The organism is Marinomonas sp. HM11-D (assembly GCF_057626615.1).
Map to the genome: position 1 here is coordinate 68,992 of NZ_JBMMKT010000001.1, position 16,446 is coordinate 85,437.

16 protein-coding genes and 1 pseudogene are annotated in these 16,446 nt (G+C 38.5%); 8 read left to right on the top strand and 9 right to left on the bottom strand.

What is annotated here, in order from left to right:
- Positions 1 to 96: 96 nt before the first annotated feature.
- The 3 genes from ACOSVP_RS00275 to glnK all read right to left on the bottom strand — a co-directional run bounded on the left by ACOSVP_RS00275 (position 97) and on the right by glnK (position 3,409).
- Complete coding sequence (locus ACOSVP_RS00275; RefSeq protein ID WP_487345515.1) at positions 97 to 1,626, bottom strand: GNAT family N-acetyltransferase; 1,530 nt, start codon at positions 1,624 to 1,626, stop codon at positions 97 to 99.
- A gap of 139 nt (positions 1,627 to 1,765) precedes the next feature.
- The gene (locus tag ACOSVP_RS00280) at positions 1,766 to 3,031 is read right to left on the bottom strand and encodes an ammonium transporter (protein ID WP_487345516.1); all 1,266 of its coding nucleotides are present in this window, start codon (positions 3,029 to 3,031) and stop codon (positions 1,766 to 1,768) included.
- 39 nt (positions 3,032 to 3,070) lie between these two features.
- Positions 3,071 to 3,409 (bottom strand): P-II family nitrogen regulator, encoded by a 339-nt coding sequence (gene glnK, locus ACOSVP_RS00285; RefSeq protein ID WP_067204550.1) that lies wholly within the window; start codon positions 3,407 to 3,409, stop codon positions 3,071 to 3,073.
- A 463-nt stretch (positions 3,410 to 3,872) separates the two neighbouring features.
- Here glnK and ACOSVP_RS00290 point away from each other — a divergent pair, with 463 nt between their 5' ends.
- Positions 3,873 to 4,118 carry an accessory factor UbiK family protein gene (locus ACOSVP_RS00290; protein ID WP_487345517.1) on the top strand — a complete coding sequence of 82 codons (246 nt, stop codon included), beginning with the start codon at positions 3,873 to 3,875 and terminating at the stop codon, positions 4,116 to 4,118.
- A 7-nt stretch (positions 4,119 to 4,125) separates the two neighbouring features.
- Here ACOSVP_RS00290 and ACOSVP_RS00295 read toward each other — a convergent pair whose 3' ends face one another.
- A complete protein-coding gene (locus ACOSVP_RS00295; RefSeq protein WP_487345518.1) occupies positions 4,126 to 4,341 on the bottom strand; it encodes a TIGR02450 family Trp-rich protein in 216 nt (71 codons plus the stop codon).
- Between the two features lie 70 nt (positions 4,342 to 4,411).
- Between ACOSVP_RS00295 and ACOSVP_RS00300 the strand changes: the two genes are divergently transcribed.
- The 4 genes from ACOSVP_RS00300 (at position 4,412) to ACOSVP_RS00315 (ending at position 7,583) form a co-directional block, all read left to right on the top strand.
- Positions 4,412 to 5,167, top strand: coding sequence for a magnesium chelatase domain-containing protein (locus ACOSVP_RS00300; protein WP_487345519.1), 756 nt, complete (start codon positions 4,412 to 4,414; stop codon positions 5,165 to 5,167).
- Between the two features lie 34 nt (positions 5,168 to 5,201).
- Positions 5,202 to 5,633 (top strand): GIY-YIG nuclease family protein, encoded by a 432-nt coding sequence (locus ACOSVP_RS00305; protein WP_487345520.1) that lies wholly within the window; start codon positions 5,202 to 5,204, stop codon positions 5,631 to 5,633.
- Positions 5,617 to 6,096 carry a hypothetical protein gene (locus ACOSVP_RS00310; protein ID WP_487345521.1) on the top strand — a complete coding sequence of 160 codons (480 nt, stop codon included), beginning with the start codon at positions 5,617 to 5,619 and terminating at the stop codon, positions 6,094 to 6,096. The genes ACOSVP_RS00305 and ACOSVP_RS00310 overlap by 17 nt, the downstream gene beginning before the upstream one ends.
- Positions 6,097 to 6,800: 704 nt before the next feature.
- Entirely contained in the window at positions 6,801 to 7,583 is a 783-nt protein-coding gene (locus ACOSVP_RS00315) for a hypothetical protein (protein WP_487345522.1), read from the top strand.
- A gap of 18 nt (positions 7,584 to 7,601) precedes the next feature.
- Here the strand turns inward: ACOSVP_RS00315 and ACOSVP_RS00320 are convergent, their stop codons facing one another.
- Genes ACOSVP_RS00320 through ACOSVP_RS00330 form a run of 3 tightly spaced genes read right to left on the bottom strand, consistent with a single transcriptional unit; the run spans position 7,602 to position 10,080 of the window.
- Positions 7,602 to 9,572 (bottom strand): relaxase/mobilization nuclease domain-containing protein, encoded by a 1,971-nt coding sequence (locus ACOSVP_RS00320; protein WP_487345523.1) that lies wholly within the window; start codon positions 9,570 to 9,572, stop codon positions 7,602 to 7,604.
- Complete coding sequence (locus ACOSVP_RS00325; RefSeq protein ID WP_487345524.1) at positions 9,573 to 9,956, bottom strand: hypothetical protein; 384 nt, start codon at positions 9,954 to 9,956, stop codon at positions 9,573 to 9,575.
- On the bottom strand, positions 9,925 to 10,080 hold the full coding sequence (locus tag ACOSVP_RS00330) for a hypothetical protein (protein WP_487345525.1): 156 nt from the start codon (positions 10,078 to 10,080) through the stop codon (positions 9,925 to 9,927). The genes ACOSVP_RS00325 and ACOSVP_RS00330 overlap by 32 nt, the downstream gene beginning before the upstream one ends.
- Positions 10,081 to 10,419: 339 nt before the next feature.
- On the opposite strand from ACOSVP_RS00330, the gene ACOSVP_RS00335 reads away from it, so the two are divergent.
- A complete protein-coding gene (locus ACOSVP_RS00335) occupies positions 10,420 to 10,845 on the top strand; it encodes a hypothetical protein (protein ID WP_487345526.1) in 426 nt (141 codons plus the stop codon).
- 97 nt (positions 10,846 to 10,942) lie between these two features.
- Positions 10,943 to 11,455, top strand: a complete 513-nt coding sequence (locus tag ACOSVP_RS00340; RefSeq protein ID WP_487345527.1) for a hypothetical protein — start codon at positions 10,943 to 10,945, stop codon at positions 11,453 to 11,455.
- A 73-nt stretch (positions 11,456 to 11,528) separates the two neighbouring features.
- Here the strand turns inward: ACOSVP_RS00340 and ACOSVP_RS00345 are convergent, their stop codons facing one another.
- Entirely contained in the window at positions 11,529 to 13,334 is a 1,806-nt protein-coding gene (locus ACOSVP_RS00345; RefSeq protein WP_487345528.1) for a recombinase family protein, read from the bottom strand.
- A gap of 46 nt (positions 13,335 to 13,380) precedes the next feature.
- Here ACOSVP_RS00345 and ACOSVP_RS00350 point away from each other — a divergent pair.
- Positions 13,381 to 14,256, top strand: a pseudogene (locus tag ACOSVP_RS00350) (YifB family Mg chelatase-like AAA ATPase); the annotation flags it as partial.
- A 68-nt stretch (positions 14,257 to 14,324) separates the two neighbouring features.
- Here the strand turns inward: ACOSVP_RS00350 and ACOSVP_RS00355 are convergent.
- On the bottom strand, positions 14,325 to 16,427 hold the full coding sequence (locus ACOSVP_RS00355) for a TonB-dependent siderophore receptor (RefSeq protein WP_487345529.1): 2,103 nt from the start codon (positions 16,425 to 16,427) through the stop codon (positions 14,325 to 14,327).
- Positions 16,428 to 16,446 lie beyond the last annotated feature (19 nt).

The following is a 16,446-nucleotide window of genomic DNA, read 5'->3' on the forward strand; positions in this document are numbered from 1 at the left end:
ATTCATTGACCGATAAACGATGGAAACAAAACAGCCGCTAGGGTTAGCGGCTGTTATAAGGTGTCCCTGATACTGATATGGTATCAAAGAGTCGTATTATTTGCTTTTCCAAGTAATGGAGTACAAATCTAAACGACGGTCTTTCAGGTTATTGACCGAACCTTCACTACGCACCACTTTCAGTTTGTCCAAGTCCAAATCTGAGAACATCAACATCTCAGTGTTAGGCGTGGTTTCTGCCATGGTGGCATCGTGCGGGAACTGGAAGTCAGATGGTGAGAACACGGCCGCCTGAGAGTATTGCACGTCCAAGTTCTCAACCTGAGGCAAGTTACCACAGCTACCGCAAATGACCACGTAACATTCGTTCTCGATGGCGCGAGCTTGGGCACAACGGCGTACACGTAGGTAACCGTTTTTGGTATCGGTCCAGAACGGCACGAATAGAATGTCCATGTCTTGCGAGGCCAGATGACGTGCCAATTCAGGGAACTCTACATCGTAACAAATCAGGATACCCACACGGCCGGCGTCGGTTTCCCAAACGCGCACTTCATCACCACCTTCGATGACCCAGTCACGGCGTTCGTGTGGCGTGATGTGGATCTTGCGCTGTTCTTCAATGGTGCCATCACGACGACATAGGTAGCTGGCGTTGTACATCACATCGTCTTCGATCAACGGCATTGAACCAGTGATGATGTTGATGTTGTAACTCACCGCAAGCTGTGACATTTCGCTAACAAAGCGATCGGTGAACGAGGCTAGGAAACGAATCGCTTCGGTTTGGTTGGTTTGGTCTGGTGCCAGTCCCATCAACGGAGCGTTAAAGAACTCAGGGAATAGGGCAAAGTCACTCTTATAGCTCGACAGGGCATCGATAAAGTATTCCACCTGTTTCAGCAGCTCTTCGACGCTGTCCACTTCACGCATTTGCCACTGTACGGCACCGATACGTACCTGAGTTTTACGGTATTCCAATACCGTGTTTTTCTCTGGCTCGTAAAAGATGTTTTTCCATTCTAGTAAGGTCGCGTAGCCACGAGACTTTTCATCTTCTGGTAGGTACTTAGTCAAAAGACGTGTGACTTGGAAGTCGTTGGACAATTGGAACGTTAGAATCGGGTCATAAATCTTACGACGGTCTACGGCTTCTAGGTATTCCGCAGGCGTCATTTCATCCGCGTGCTGGTAGTAATTCGGAATACGGCCACCGGCAAGAATAGCGATCAGGTTCTCTTGGCGACACAGCTCTTTACGGGCTTCGTAAAGACGGCGGCCAAGACGGTAACCGCGGTAGTCAGGATCGATTAACACATCCAAACCGTAGAGCGCATCACCTTCTTCATCGTGGTGGATGCGCTCGCGCTGGTCCACTAGATCATCGTAGGTATGCGGGTTGCTAAAACGCTGGTAATTCACTTTAACCGCTAGGGCAACGCCGACGATTCTCTCGCGGTCGACCAAACAAATTTGGCCATCGGGCAGGTCTTTGATCAGTTTTCGAATCGTGTGCTTTGGCCACGAGCCACCGATGTCATGGTAGACGCGGTCCATTAATTCTTTAACTTGTGGGTAGTCATCCAAGGTTAAGTTGCGGATCTTTAAATGTAGATCTTCCAACATACAGTCTCCATAAAGGTGCTATCGATACCTAAGACTATAACGTACTTTGATGGCGATAAGGCAAGTGTTATGGGGCCTAAATATGAAAAACCCTCGCATCGGCGAGGGTTTTCCAAGGAGAGACAATAATCGTTAGTGATTATTTTTTGCTGAACTCTGGGTACGCTTCCATACCACATTCAGAGATATCTACGCCTTCGTACTCTTCTTCTTCAGAGACGCGTACACCCATGATGGCTTTGATCACTAACCATACCACCAAGCTTGCAGCGAATACCCAAACAAAGATGGTTAGCGCACCAGCGATTTGACCGCCGAAAGACGCACCGTCGTTCGTTAGTGGCACGGCTAGCAGACCCCAAAGACCCACTACACCGTGTACCGAGATGGCACCCACTGGATCGTCAATTTTAAGCTTATCAAGTGCTAGGATAGACACTACTACGATCAGACCACCCGCTACACCGATTAGCGTCGCACCCAGTGCAGATGGAGTAGATGGTTCAGCTGTGATGGCAACTAGACCTGCTAGCGCGCCGTTTAGCAGCATGGTTAGATCGGCTTTACCGAATAGGATTCGAGCAAGCATCAAGGCTGCTACGGCACCACCCGCTGCGGCAGCGTTCGTGTTTAGGAACACCATGGCAACCGAGTTAGCGTTAGCGATATCGCCAAGTTTCAGTACCGAACCACCGTTGAAGCCGAACCAACCCATCCATAGGATGAAGGTACCTAGTGTCGCTAGCGGTAGGTTAGCACCTGGAATTGCACGGATTTCGCCGTTAGGACCGTATTTACCTTTACGAGCACCTAGTACTAGCACACCAGCAAGGGCTGCTGCAGCACCTGCCATGTGTACGATGCCTGAACCCGCGAAGTCAGAGAAGCCCATGTCGCCTAGGCTGTACATACCGAATACGTCGTTACCGCCCCAAGTCCAAGAACCTTCTAGTGGATAGATAACACCTGTCATTACTACCGCGAAGGCAAGGAATGACCAAAGTTTCATACGCTCAGCCACTGCACCCGATACGATAGACATTGCGGTTGCAACGAATACCACTTGGAAGAAGAAGTCAGAAGCGCCAGAGTAGATAGAACCACCTTCGAAGCCACCTTCACGGCCAGCGAAGTCAGTTAAAGTAGAAGCTACGTCTACGTCTTGGATACCAGATAGGAACCAAGTGCCGCCGTACATGATCGCGTAACCGCATACCAAGTACATGATACAAGAGATCGCAAATAGCGCGACGTTCTTAGTCAGGATTTCTGTGGTGTTTTTAGCACGTACTAGACCTGCTTCCAACATCGCAAAGCCCGCAGCCATCCACATAACCAGTGCGCCACACACCAAGAAGTAGAAGGTGTCCATGGCATATTGTAAGTGAAAAATTTGATCTTGCATGTTTCGCCCCCCTAAAGGCTTGTAAGATTGAAGCAGTGATTAAACTGCGTCTTCCCCAGTCTCGCCGGTACGAATACGAACCGCTTGCTCAAGATTAACGATAAAGATCTTACCGTCGCCGATTTTGCCAGTGTTGGCAGCGTTAGAAATTGCTTCCACAACTTGGTCGGCCATGTCGTCCGCAATGGCTAGCTCAATTTTTACTTTTGGAAGGAAGTCCACAACGTACTCTGCACCACGGTACAGTTCAGTGTGACCTTTCTGACGTCCGAAACCTTTAACTTCTGTGACAGTGATACCTTGTACACCGATTTCAGAAAGTGCTTCGCGAACATCATCCAGTTTGAATGGCTTGATGATGGCAGTGATAAGCTTCATACCCACAGTCTCCTTAGATTTAAGTCTGTCTTATGTCGTATCGCAGGTAACTGGGTATATTCAATATGTGTGCCAGCTTTGAAAATTCTGCTACAAAACCGTGCAAAGCCTTATCCAGTAAGACTTGTAAAGAAACTGCGAAGGTCGATGCGCATTTGCGCATGTATGGCTGAGTTTAAATAATATGGTGCGAGCGCACTTTTTTAGTGCGCTTGATCTCTGGAGTGGAATATTAAGGGCTGCTACAGAACTATTTCGTTGTTTTTCTTGAATATACAGAATAATTGTCTGCCCTAATGGTGGGCGCAAACCATTTTTAGACGTTCAGATAATGAACATAGCCTTTTGAAGTTGCACCCTAACAACGCATATTGCTCACTATTGTGGGGCGGAATTGTGTAAAGACAGAACGCTGGTGCGCCCTTTATAATAGAGATAAACCCTGCAAACGAATGAGGCAGCAATGATTGATCAATTTATTAAGCAACTTGGTTCAGGCTTGGAACAAGCGGCGAGTACCCTAGGTAAGCTTCCTGCGGAAGAAATCCAAGCGCAGCTGCAACAGGTAGCAAAAGACACGCTTACTAAAATGGATTTGGTAACCCGTGAAGAGTTTGAAGTGCAAGCTGCCATGCTGCAAAAGTACCGTGAAAAGCTTGCGCAGCTCGAAGCGCGCTTGGCAGAACTGGAACAAACCGAGCAGAAGTAACCTAAGGTTACTTCCAGCCTTGTTGCCAGAGATCATCAAGCAGTGTTTGCCAAGGTAGCTGGTAGGCATTCTTGGTGTACACTGCTTCTAGGATAATATCGATCACCGCGTCTTGTTCATCGCGGATCAGTTCGGTAATGATAAAATGCTTCTCTTTATTTTTGGGCGCAGCCGTGGTCCATTTCGAGAGCAATAATTTATTTGGGTTCAACTTTTTGGTCATAACTACCTCCACATAAGGATACGTGTGGGAACGAAAGTTGGATGCGTTGGCGAATAATCAAGGAGTGATAATGAGCCTAGCGACTATCTATAGCCGTGCCCGTGTGGGTGTGTCGGCGCCTTTAGTGACCGTGGAAACCCATATTTCCAATGGTCTACCCGCATTAAATATTGTCGGGCTTCCCGAAGCCGCGGTGCGTGAAGCGAAAGATCGCGTGCGTAGCGCCATCATTAATAGCAAGTTCGAGTTTCCCCTTAGACGTATCACCATTAACCTAGCGCCAGCGGATTTGCCCAAAGAGGGCGGTCGCTATGACCTTGCCATTGCCATCAGCATTTTACTGGCCTCAGGGCAGCTTGGGGAAATGGAGCTGCGCGATACGGAATTTGTTGGTGAGTTGGCGTTATCTGGCGATCTGCGCGGCATTCCAGGTGTTTTGCCATCGGCGATGGCGGCCAAAGACGCACAGCGCAAAATGATCGTGCCAGCGGATAACCGCAATGAAGCAGGACTGGTAGATCATGAGGTTTACTTCGCTCATCACCTAACGCAAGTGACGGCGGCGCTGATTAAGCAAGCCAAGCTACAGCGTTGCAAGTCCGAGACTATTCCCGCAGAAGACATCTCCTTGTTAAAAGATATGGCCGATGTAAAAGGTCAATATCAAGCAAGGCGCGCCTTAGAAGTCGCCGCCGCCGGTTCTCATAACCTACTATACTTATGTCAATTACCTGCTTTAAGAAATGAAATGGCAAACCGGATTAAAGTTTATACATTTATTAGCCTAAACTTTGTACTTTCAACTCTGCCCATATCCGTGATGTAATACAGCTTATTAATTCTGACATCAGGGAATACGAGTGTTTTACGTTTACGAAGTTAGATACCCTAATGGTAGCCCTTTTTATGTTGGTAAAGGGTCAAGGGACAGAATAGATTCAAGCTATCTCAAATCACATAATCCAGAAGTTGCAAAGTTAGTCGAAAATATCAGGGCTAAGGGGCAATCTCCTCAAATAGCTATTGTTTTTAAATCTGACAATGAAAGTGATGCTTTTACTAAAGAAAGTGAACTTATTTCATTTTATGGAAGATCAGACTTAGGGTTGGGACCACTTCTAAATAAAAACTCTGGAACTGCAACAAAAGCAGAACCTCTTAAAACCTTAAATCTAAAAATAGAAGAAAAAGACCATTACCGAATAAAAGCTTTTTCTGTGAAGCATAAAATAAGTATCAAAGATTTAATTTTGACTTGTGTTTTTAAGCATATAGATGAAATCGAAAGATAAGATTATCATTTATGATTTGCTTGATTATCGACCAAGTAAAAAAGGGTGGACATATATTCTTTTATCAAAAGACAAAAGAATAATGAAAGTCGGACAAACAAAATCAAGTTTAGAAAATAGAATAAAAAGCATAAATAGCGGTAAAGGTGTTTTTGATAACTATTTTGAATTTTCTATGGCGATAAATGACGCTGGGTATGAAAGAAAACTTCATTCATATTTTTCAGAGTATAGACTTAGATATTACTTAGTTTTTGGTAATAAAAAATCAGAGCTTCTAACATATAAAGAATTAATAAAAGAAATAAGAAAATATGAAAAAGAATCAGGTGTTCGGATTCATCATAAAAATATTCAAAAAACAAGAATGGAGATTTTTAAAGTTCCTCCTATCAAGGTCTCTAAAAAAATAAAATCTATAATTTTAGAATATTTAGAAAATGAAGCATCAGAAATGCATTAAATTGCTTAGATTTTTATTTGTACGTCTATTTACATACCCATCTCACGAAATGCTCTAATTTTGCCAATTTTGATATTAGAGAGAGTTCTTTCCATCTATTGAATAGCTCTAAGACAATTCTTTAACTCAATATCTCTATAACAACTCTTTAAATAGCTCAAATTGCTAAGATTTTGCTTTTTGTGTCTAATTAGTTAGATGATTAGTAAATTACTCTAATTTGATGAATTATTAAGCCATTTTTCGCAAGCTCAAAACGGCCCTACCTCAGAAGATTTTTCGTTTACGGAAAATCATTAAAATCACTCCTTATTAAAAGATGTATTTATTAAAGATAATTACTATTAAAGAAGTTTTTATTAAAGAGCGGCTGTAGCCCTTACCACGTATAGCTTTGAGTATGATTTGCTGGACGCACTTAGAGACATATGGTGGACACACTTGGAGACACAAGGTGGACACACTTATAGACATTTGGTGGACACACTTAGAGGCATTCATAGAAAGTTGACATTAATTTTTTTCGTGTTTTAGTAAATATTACAGACGAAAAAAAAGCCGCACTGTAATGCGACTTTTTAAAAAATAACTTCCGTGGCAAGAAGTAATAATCTCAATATACAACTAAATATATTTTAGTCAATACATAATATTATAATGATTATTATTTCGGAGGTTTTAAACATTAAAAACAAGGAATAATAATGATTAAATACATATCCATACCAGCAAGCATTATGAGCAAAAAAGACGAACTATTTTACGAACTATTTAAATACAACGATATTAATGAGTTTAAGCTCTTTTTATATCTTATTGCTAAATCTACAATGATTGCAAAAACAAACGCAAAACTAACAAATAAATCAATTACAACAGCACACTCATTTGAATTAGATAGTGATTTATTTTCTTCAAGCTATATAAACAGAAAATCAATGAACTACACTAAAATTGAATCATTTGTAAAAGAAATAAATAAATGCAGCAAAGATAATCCAATTTTCTTTAAAAAAATAAGTTACGATAGAAAAATTATAAGTTTTCAACTAAGTAAAAGATACGCAAGAGAATTAATTAGCGATAAAAGCTATGTTTTTGAATTGGAAGACTTAAAAAACATGGGTAGAAATATAAGAGCTTTAAAATTAAAGTTTATTATTGGTCTTAATAAAAAATCAGGATATTTGCACTTAAACTTTTTACTTAAAGTTCTTGATTTGAATAGTATTTCAAGAAAAAAACACAAGATTGAAAAAATAAGAGAATTGTTTGAAATACTTAAAATTAAATATGAATACATACATCCTAAAAATCAATATTCATCTAATGAAAATGACTTTAAGTTTTTCTATGAAATAGAAGATAATAAAGAATTAGATAAGAACGAATTCGTTGAAAATAAAGAAATGACTGACAAAATGATTGATGATATTTTTTCGACTGATGATATTGACGAATTATTAAAAGAAAATAATAAAAGCTGATTGTTTCAGCTTTTATTTTTATCGACTTAGTTTTAATGTAGAGCGATTATTTGAAGTTCTTTTATTACTTGATGTTAATGTATTAGATGTTGCCCCAGATGACTTTATATCATCTTTTTCAAGCGCTTCTTTTAAACTTAAACCACTATCTAAATGTTGCATAATCTTGCTCGAATTATAGCCTTTTTTCTTGAATTGCTCTGTCAGATATTTTTTAAGATTATCTTTGTCTTCTTCTATAATTATGTTTTTATCATAAAGCTTTATTAAGTTGTCTTTTGATAAAGTATCATCTTCAACAATGTCTTTAAGTTCTTTTATAGTTAAGCTTGGCGTTTTGGTTCTATAAAAGAATAGGTCGTTTTGATTTTCTTCATAAACTGCTTTCATTGAGTTTAAAACTAACTCTTTTGACTCTGATGTAGCAGATAACCAGCCCAGCTTTTTCGATGTTTCATAAGCTAATTTTAGGTCGTGTTTATTATTAATATTAGTGAATGAAATCATATCTTTATCTTTTGATATTCTAAGATTATAGTTATTTGGATATTGGGAATTATTCTTTTTATTAAAGTAGATATATGTATCACCATCATTTGAAATTGCTTGTTTATAAAGCTTATTTAAACTTTCTATTCTAAAATCTTCTACTTCATTTCTTTCAGCGCAATCAAAGCCATAATTATCAATTCCAGTAATAAGTTTAAAAAGCTTAGGGTTGTTGTTTTTTAGCTTTCCATACGTCAATTGAGAGTTTACCTTCCCGCCCGAAATAGATAAATCACCGCTTTGGAATGTAATCCCACCAAGGCCATTTTTTCTTTTAGTGAAAGTGGCTTGAATGCCTTCATTATTTAATTTTTCTAAAAACTCTACTGGGTTATTATTTTCTTTATACAGTCTTGAAATTGTTTCTTTTAAAAAATCTAATTCGATATTTGTTTGATTAAATGATTTTTTATCTTTAGCTAATAAGTCTTTTTTAGATTTTGTTTTATTTATTTCCGTGTTGATTTTTTTGATGTTTGAAATAATTGGTCTTTTAAGTTTTTCGCTTTTTTCTTTGAAGTTATTAAAGTCATTTTTTAAAGCAATGTTTTTATTATTTAATGCGTTTATTTCTTCTTCATTTAACTTTCTTATGTTTGTGAAATGTTTCGAGAAAAAACCTAAATTATTATTTTCTTCTTCTAATTCAGATATTTTTGAAATATTTTTTTTCTGAGTTTTTTTGTATGTTTCTTGTTTTGATTTTTCGTTTTTTTCTATATCCAAGAAATTTTGTTTTAAAGTATCTTTATGCTTTATTTTTTTGCTCAATACTTTATCTTTTTCTTTAATCTCTATCGAATAATCTAAGTTTTTATTCTTAGCAAAAACAAGCTCTTTTTGCTTATGCTGTGGTACATAAACTTTTTTACCATCTATTGTATGCCAATTGTTTTTATTATTTTTTCCGGTTCGTGTAAGGTCGTGTAGCTTCTCGATTTTTTGGGAAGCCGCTTCCATCTTTTTACCACTTCTATATTGTCGATGATATTTGCCTTCGTCATCGTGAAAGCCTCTCACAACGTGAAAATGTAGCTTTCCTGAGTCTCTTTGAGGCCACATCATATAGGGCGTATTCTCGAAGTTTTTATCGTATAAAGAACACGTTTCAAGAGCCATTTTTTGAAGCTCTTCAAGTGTGTATTTTTTATCATCATCTTCTGAAAAAGATAAAACAGAATGTTCGTAAAGTTTAGCTTGTTTCTTTCTATTTTCTGAAAGACTTGCATTAGCTTCAACTGACATTATGAAGTTTTCGACAAGTTGATTATATTCGCTTTCATCTTGGACATTTAGACAAAAACCGCAATTAGACTCAACAGCTATTAAGCGTGGGTTATTGTCATTATTAAAGTCTTTTTTATTCTTTGAGTTGTATCGAACAGCTTTTCTTAATGCTGTTTTATTTTCTCCTTCGTGCAATATTTTAAAGACTGCCATTTATATCCTCCCTTTTAATATTTTTACATTTTTTGAAATGTGATTTTTTGCTCTTATTAATTGAGTTTGATAGTTTTGAAACTCTTGAAGTTGTTCGCTTGTTAAACTGCCATTTTTATTTGCTATTTTCGCTAATTGATTTAAGTTCGTAGCATATTTATTCAAGTGATTAATTGCTTTGATACAGTCGCCATTTTTGTCTATATAAACTTTATTTTTTTCTATTGTATCTAATTGCTCATTTACTATGCTCATTATTAAATCTTCAAAAGTATCATAGTCGAATTGAGTTTTTAGGTTTTCTAAATATGCTTTATTTTCGCTTGATAATCTTACAGTTATTCTTTCAGTTCTATTTGATTTGTTTGTTTTGTTTTGGCTCATTTCTATTCTCCTGAGTTGCTATATTTTCTTGTTCGTTTTCGTATATTTCTAATAGTGATTTTATTTCGTTAAAAACTTTTTGACGTTCTTTTAAATATACTTTTTCATACATATTTTCTTTCATAATTATTCTCCAAATGTAATGCGGTTTTTTTAAAAAATTAATTTTCTAACAACAAATGTAATGCGTTTTAGATATTTTAATTTTAGGTTCTTGGTTATATGTTTTTTGATATATTTTTCTTTAGAAAAATCAAGTTGGTTTAGGTGTCTTGACGCCAAACCTCCTACTTGCAAATATTATTTGCTCATATATTTTATTTAACATAATTTTTTTAGACGTCAAGTTATATAGCTGTATCTTTTTTTGATTTCATATATTTGACAGCTTGTTTTTTTGATGTATCTATATAGTTATCAATATAATTAAGGTATACCAAAAAAATAAAAAAGGAGATTATAAATGAGAGATGTAGATAGATTAGAAAATGAGTTGGGTATTGAGTTATGTAGTCAAAATAGACTAAAATATTACGGTGTTGATTTTTACTTTTTGCATAATAAATCAAGTTCAAAATTAGAATTAAATTATAATTGTTATGAAATTAATCTTTATGATTTTAAAAAAGCTCTTATAGAGTTTAGAGATTTTAAAATAAATGAGTTGGGCAATATTATAAGCGCATTAGAAAAAGATAATAATGATGTGTTTAAATATAGTTTCTTTAATAGTCTTATAGATAATTTCGATTTTTCTAAAATACTTGAAACTGATGCAATTGATTGTTTTTTTAAAGAAACAGATAACAAAAGAATTAAATTAGCTTATAAAGCTATTAGGATTATTAATTACTTAAAAAGAATTGACTGTGAACTCAATAAAAAATAACGACGAAAAAAAAGAAAGAATGTGTTTTTATTCTTTCTTTTTATTTGTCTATCGTTTTTATAATTAAGTGATTTAAAGAGTTTTTATGGAGTGTTTTATGGAAAAAGAAGTTTTACTTAGTAAACAAAAAAAAGCATTGAAAGAAATATGCGATAGATTTTCTGTGCTTGAATTTTTGTATGAAAGCTTTGAAGAATATAATTATATTGAAAATTTAAAAATTAAATTTGATTTTGATATGTTAATTAATTATATAACCAAACAATTTTCAGATGATTTAGAATACAATATTCAAGAATATGATAATTATAATTATGTTTATAAAGATAATTATAATTATTATGATGATTCTGATGCTATGACAATAGCTAATAGTAATACAGAATTATTTTATTTGATAAGCGCTAAGGCAGAAGATGCAATAAAATATTTAGATAAAATAATCGAAGATGATTCATCTATTACAGAAGAAATTGACTTTCTTAATGATAAACAAAAAAGATTTGTTGAGGTTTTTTTAATATACATTAAAAGTTTATACGATTATTTATTTGACTTAATTGTTGAAGCACAAGAAAGTCGTGTTCATATTTATAAAAAGTATGTTTAGATTTTAAAATCGACAAAAAAGAAAGAATGTGTTTTTATTCTTTCTTTTTATTTGTCTACACCGTCTTGTTTAGTTATTTTTCTAATATCGAACTAACTTTCTTTATCTGATAAATGACTTTATCGAATAGCTCAATATCTTGACTAATTATTATTTTACTAATCAATTTATTGATTCTATTTAAATAATTATGAATCTTCTTGTCTGTTAAATCTTCGCTTGTTTTAATCAATCTTAAAAAATTCTCTTGTATCTGCCAGATCATCGCATCAATTTTAGTTTCTTCACCGTTTAACCGCTTGTGTGTTATATCGCCATTTGGCAGCGAACAACCCCCGAAATTGTACAATTCATCAATAATAACAGTATGAATATTTTCATCTTTCATTTTAAACATTATGAAGTTGCTGTAATTATCATACAAATATGCAGACTCAATTTTTTTAGACAAATAAGTGTTGTAGATCATTCTATTGGACGACAATAGAATAGAATCTTCTTCAAGAATTACATCTTGATATAAATCTTTGTATGTATATTCTTGTTTGTATGTTAAAAGTTTATCTTCAACTTCTTCGATCTCTGAATTATATCGCTCTATTTCCTTTGATAGAGTTTTAATTTTGTCTTTGATCGCAGGTATTGAAAAATCATCTTCTAATAGAAAATTAAGTTGTGATTCTGCTTTTTCTTTAAAATCTTGAAGTTTTGATAATCTTAAACTTAGCTCAGTTGGGGCTTCGGATTTTGGCATAAATCCATTTTCTGTTGTTAGATGCAAGAGCATTTGTTCAAGAGGTAAATATCTATAATGTTTGTTATGAGTGCAATTTCCGCCCCTTTTAGCATTTGCACAAGTTAAATATTTACCCCCCTTCGGACCATCCCCTTTATCAGTATATTCGACTTTCCCGCCACAATATCCGCAAAAAAGTATATTGCGGAACAGGTTAGAAAACTTATCTCGATTAACTTTACCCCGCCCTATGGCTCTACTTTTTCTTGCTATTTGGGCTTTTAAGAATGTTTCTTCATCAATGATCTGCGGGTAGTAATCGGGAATTGGATCGCCAAAAGGCTTACGTTTATTTTCACCAGTGCCACTGTGTTTGCCGATATGTGGTTGATACTCACCAAGAACAGATCTATCTGTTAAGATGCGTGTGAGGCTTGTTCTTGCCCAAATTTTGCTATTTTTGGTTGGGGTAGGGAATTGAGTTAAGTTCTCGTTCAAGTGTCTTAAAAGCTGTGAATTACCCATACCGTCTATCGACTTTTGAAAGATATATCTAATAATTTCTACTTTATCTTTTTTCAAGCGAAATTCAGTTCTATCTTCTGATAATTCAAGCCAATGCGGAATCATTGAAGTGAGTTTTTTGCTTGTAATATTATCTCTTTTAGAGTTCCAACTTTCTTTTAAACGCTTCTTTTTTGTCGCAGATTCTTCATAAGCTCGACTCATAATAATCAAGCTCGTCATAACATCTAACAACTGACTTTCACTATCAATATTGTCATTGTTAGAGTAAAGCTTTTGATCTTGAAGCGTGTAAATATCAACATAATCAAGCAAGTGCAAAAACTGACGCATTGCTTTATTTATCTTTTTACGAGACAAGCGATCTAAGTTTTCAACGATCAGCAATGATCCTTTTTTTACTTTTCCCGTTTCACAATCCTCAATGAATCTTCTAAGATTCTCTTGATCACCGTCCACACCAGACACGCCAAGCTCTTGATACACAGCTAATTCAGTATCAAGCTCATAACCGTGCTTTTCGCAATACGCTTGTGTTGCTGAAAATTGTCGTCTGAAACTATCGCCTTTTGCTTGTTGAGGCGATGAATAGCGTATGTATGAATAAGCTTTTTTCATTGTAAAATCCGTGTTTTTCGACTTGGTAGGATAATAACATAATTAGTTGTTTATTGGGCCGCCAGGTACCGGTAAAACCATGCTCGCGTCCCGTCTACCCGGCATTATGCCTCGCATGACCGAAGCGGAAGCCTTAGAAGTCGCCGCGGTGCAATCCGTCTCTGGCCGTAAAATGGGCGTTGATTGGCATTGGTCTGAGCGTCCCTTTCGTAGCCCGCACCATTCTAGTTCAGCCGCAGCACTTGTCGGCGGTGGTTCTATCCCTAAGCCTGGCGAAGCTTCCTTAAGTCATTGCGGTGTCTTGTTCTTGGATGAATTGCCCGAATTCGACCGTAAGGTGTTAGAAGTACTCCGCGAACCATTGGAAAATGGTGAAGTACATTTGTCCCGCGCCCGAGGGCAAATTTCCTATCCAGCGCGATTTATGTTGGTGGCGGCGATGAATGCGAGCAATGAAGCCTACAGTGGTGGCGCGGATTATTATCAATCCAGCGCCAGTCAAAAATATCTGCGCAAACTCTCGGCACCGTTTCTTGATCGGATCGATTTACATGTGGAGGTACCGCCACTGCCCACCGATGTACTGGTGAATCAAGATGAAGTGGGGGAAGCAAGTGCGGCCGTTCGAGCTCGAGTCGAGGCAGCGGTGGCGCGTCAGCGTACCCGCCAAGGTGTGCAAAATGCCCATTTAAGTGGTCGTGAATTGGAGCGTATTTGCGCCCTAAGTGATGCCGACAAGCACTTTATGCAGCAGGCATTGGAGCGCTTAAAACTCTCTGCCCGCGCCTATCATCGGGTATTGCGCGTAGCGCTGACGCTAGCTGATCTAGAAGGCAAAGCGGTGGAGCGTAAACATTTAATGGAATCGCTCAGTTATCGCAAAATGGAGAAAACCCTCGCCGCCGTGGTAGGGGGAGGATAGTAGGGAGAGGGTAAGAGTGAAAAAAGCAAAGTGTGTGGAGCAGGCCACACACTATTTTGTGGATCGATTTAGAAATCGTATTGGGCGCTTAGGTAAAGGCGACGGCGCTCGCCAAGGTTTGAGCCGATATTTCGGTTAAAACCAGAGCTGGCGTAAACTTCGTCGGTTAGGTTTTTAATGGTGACTTGCAGTGTCCAAGCGTCGATCTGAGTTTGCCAAGTGGCATCGTAGACCGTGTAAGGCTTCACCTTTTGCTGATCGCGATTGTACTGTTCGCTAACGTACTCAGCGCCCACCGATACAGACGAAGATAGGCTAGGCAGATCGTAACGGGTCCACAAGCCTAACTGATGCAACGGGGAGTTTGAGAAGCGACGTGAATCGCCGGCAGCAAACTGAATTCCATCGTCGTTGTCTTCCTTAATCACGGTATCGTTGTAGGCATAACTTAGGTTGGCAACCCAACGATCGGTAATGTCTGCCAGCACATCAATCTCAGCACCTTGGCTACGTACCTTGCCGAGGGCGATTTTCATATCTCTGTCGTTTGGATCTTCCTGCAACACATTTTCACGCTCAATGTGGTACACCGCAAAGTTGACGTTCAAGCGGTTATCCAACCAGTAAGTACGTACGCCGGCTTCCAGTTGCTGGCTTTGCTCTGGATCGAATGGACCGCCGACAGCGGCTTGTTGATCGCTGGCGCTTTGTGGCTGATAACCGGTTGAGAACGAGGTGTAAGGTTTGATGTTGTCAGACCATTGGTAAGTGGCACCGACACGAGTATCCACACCTTGATCGGAGTAACTGGCATTGTTGGCGTTATTACGATGATCGGTGAAGTCTTCTTCAAAGTGGTTTAAACGCACGCCAGCCACCAAATCTAAACGATTCGTCACCGCCCATTGGTCTTGTACCAAGAGTCCTAACTGCTGCGAAAGCGTTTGATTATTTTGGTTAAGCGATAAGTTGTAGATGCTGATATCGGCATTGTAGATAGGATTCGCTAGGCTTAAGGCTGCGGCATCGTTAGAGCGATAATACAGATAATCATAGGTATTGCGGGTGTAATCTGTGCCCACTAATAAGGTGTGATCATTCAGGTCAAACACCAAGTTACTGGAGACGCTGATGCCTTCGTTGGTACGCAGCTGATCGCGGTATTGTCGACGGACAGCATCATCCACACCATCATCATCGGTATCGGTTAAGCCAAGCGACTCGTGATAATTTTGGCTTTCTGTCCCCTTAAAGTAACGCATGCCTAGATCCCAAGACACTCGATCATTTAACACCTGTTCGAGCTTGGCTTGGAAGGTTTCAGCGTCTAAGGTTTGTTGATCTCCAGGCTCATTCGCATTCCAGCTATCGTCCGCTAAGAAATTGCCATCGTCGTCGGTCGGAATACCACGTAAACGGGCACCATGCAGCGTTTGTTCAATATTGGTGTACTGCACCGTCAGCGTGGAATCATCGTTGATATCCCAAGCATAGCCAAGGTCGATGTTCTGGTTATCTTGATCAACGTTGTTACGGTAGGAATCACTCTTGTCTTGATATAAAGACACGCGGTAGCGTTGGCTCGAGTCTTCGTTGACTGGGCCTGAACTAGACAGTTGCTCTGAGTGATAGCCTTTGTTGCCCGTGCCAAGTTTAATAAAGTTTTTTGGCTCATAGGTCGGCTTTTTCGACACATAATTGATCACACCGCCCGGTTCTCCGGCACCATACAATGCGCCCGCAGGACCTTTGATCGCCTGAACCTCTTGCACGTTGATCAACTGCGGCACGGTAAAGAATTCCTTGTAAGGGTTACCACGCATGCCATCGTACAGTTGCTCATCTTGATGGAAACCACGGAAAGTCACGGTCGATACATTGTCTTGCGAAACACCGGAAATGGAGCGGTATAAGTCGGTGACTTGGTGCGCCGCTTGGTCTTCAATCAGGGTGTCGGTTAATACCTGTACCGATTGCGCGGTTCTATCGATGTCCGTATCCGTTCGTGTGCCAATGCTGGCGCTATCTTCCTTGTAGTGTGACAGGGCACGTCCTGTGACCACCAGCGTGTCCAGTTGCTGATCGGCAGAAACATCATCACTGGCGTTGGGCGCTGCGATCAGCGGCAAAGACAGCAATAACAGACTAGAAGAAAGGATCGGATATTTCATGGCACCTTAGTCTTTTACA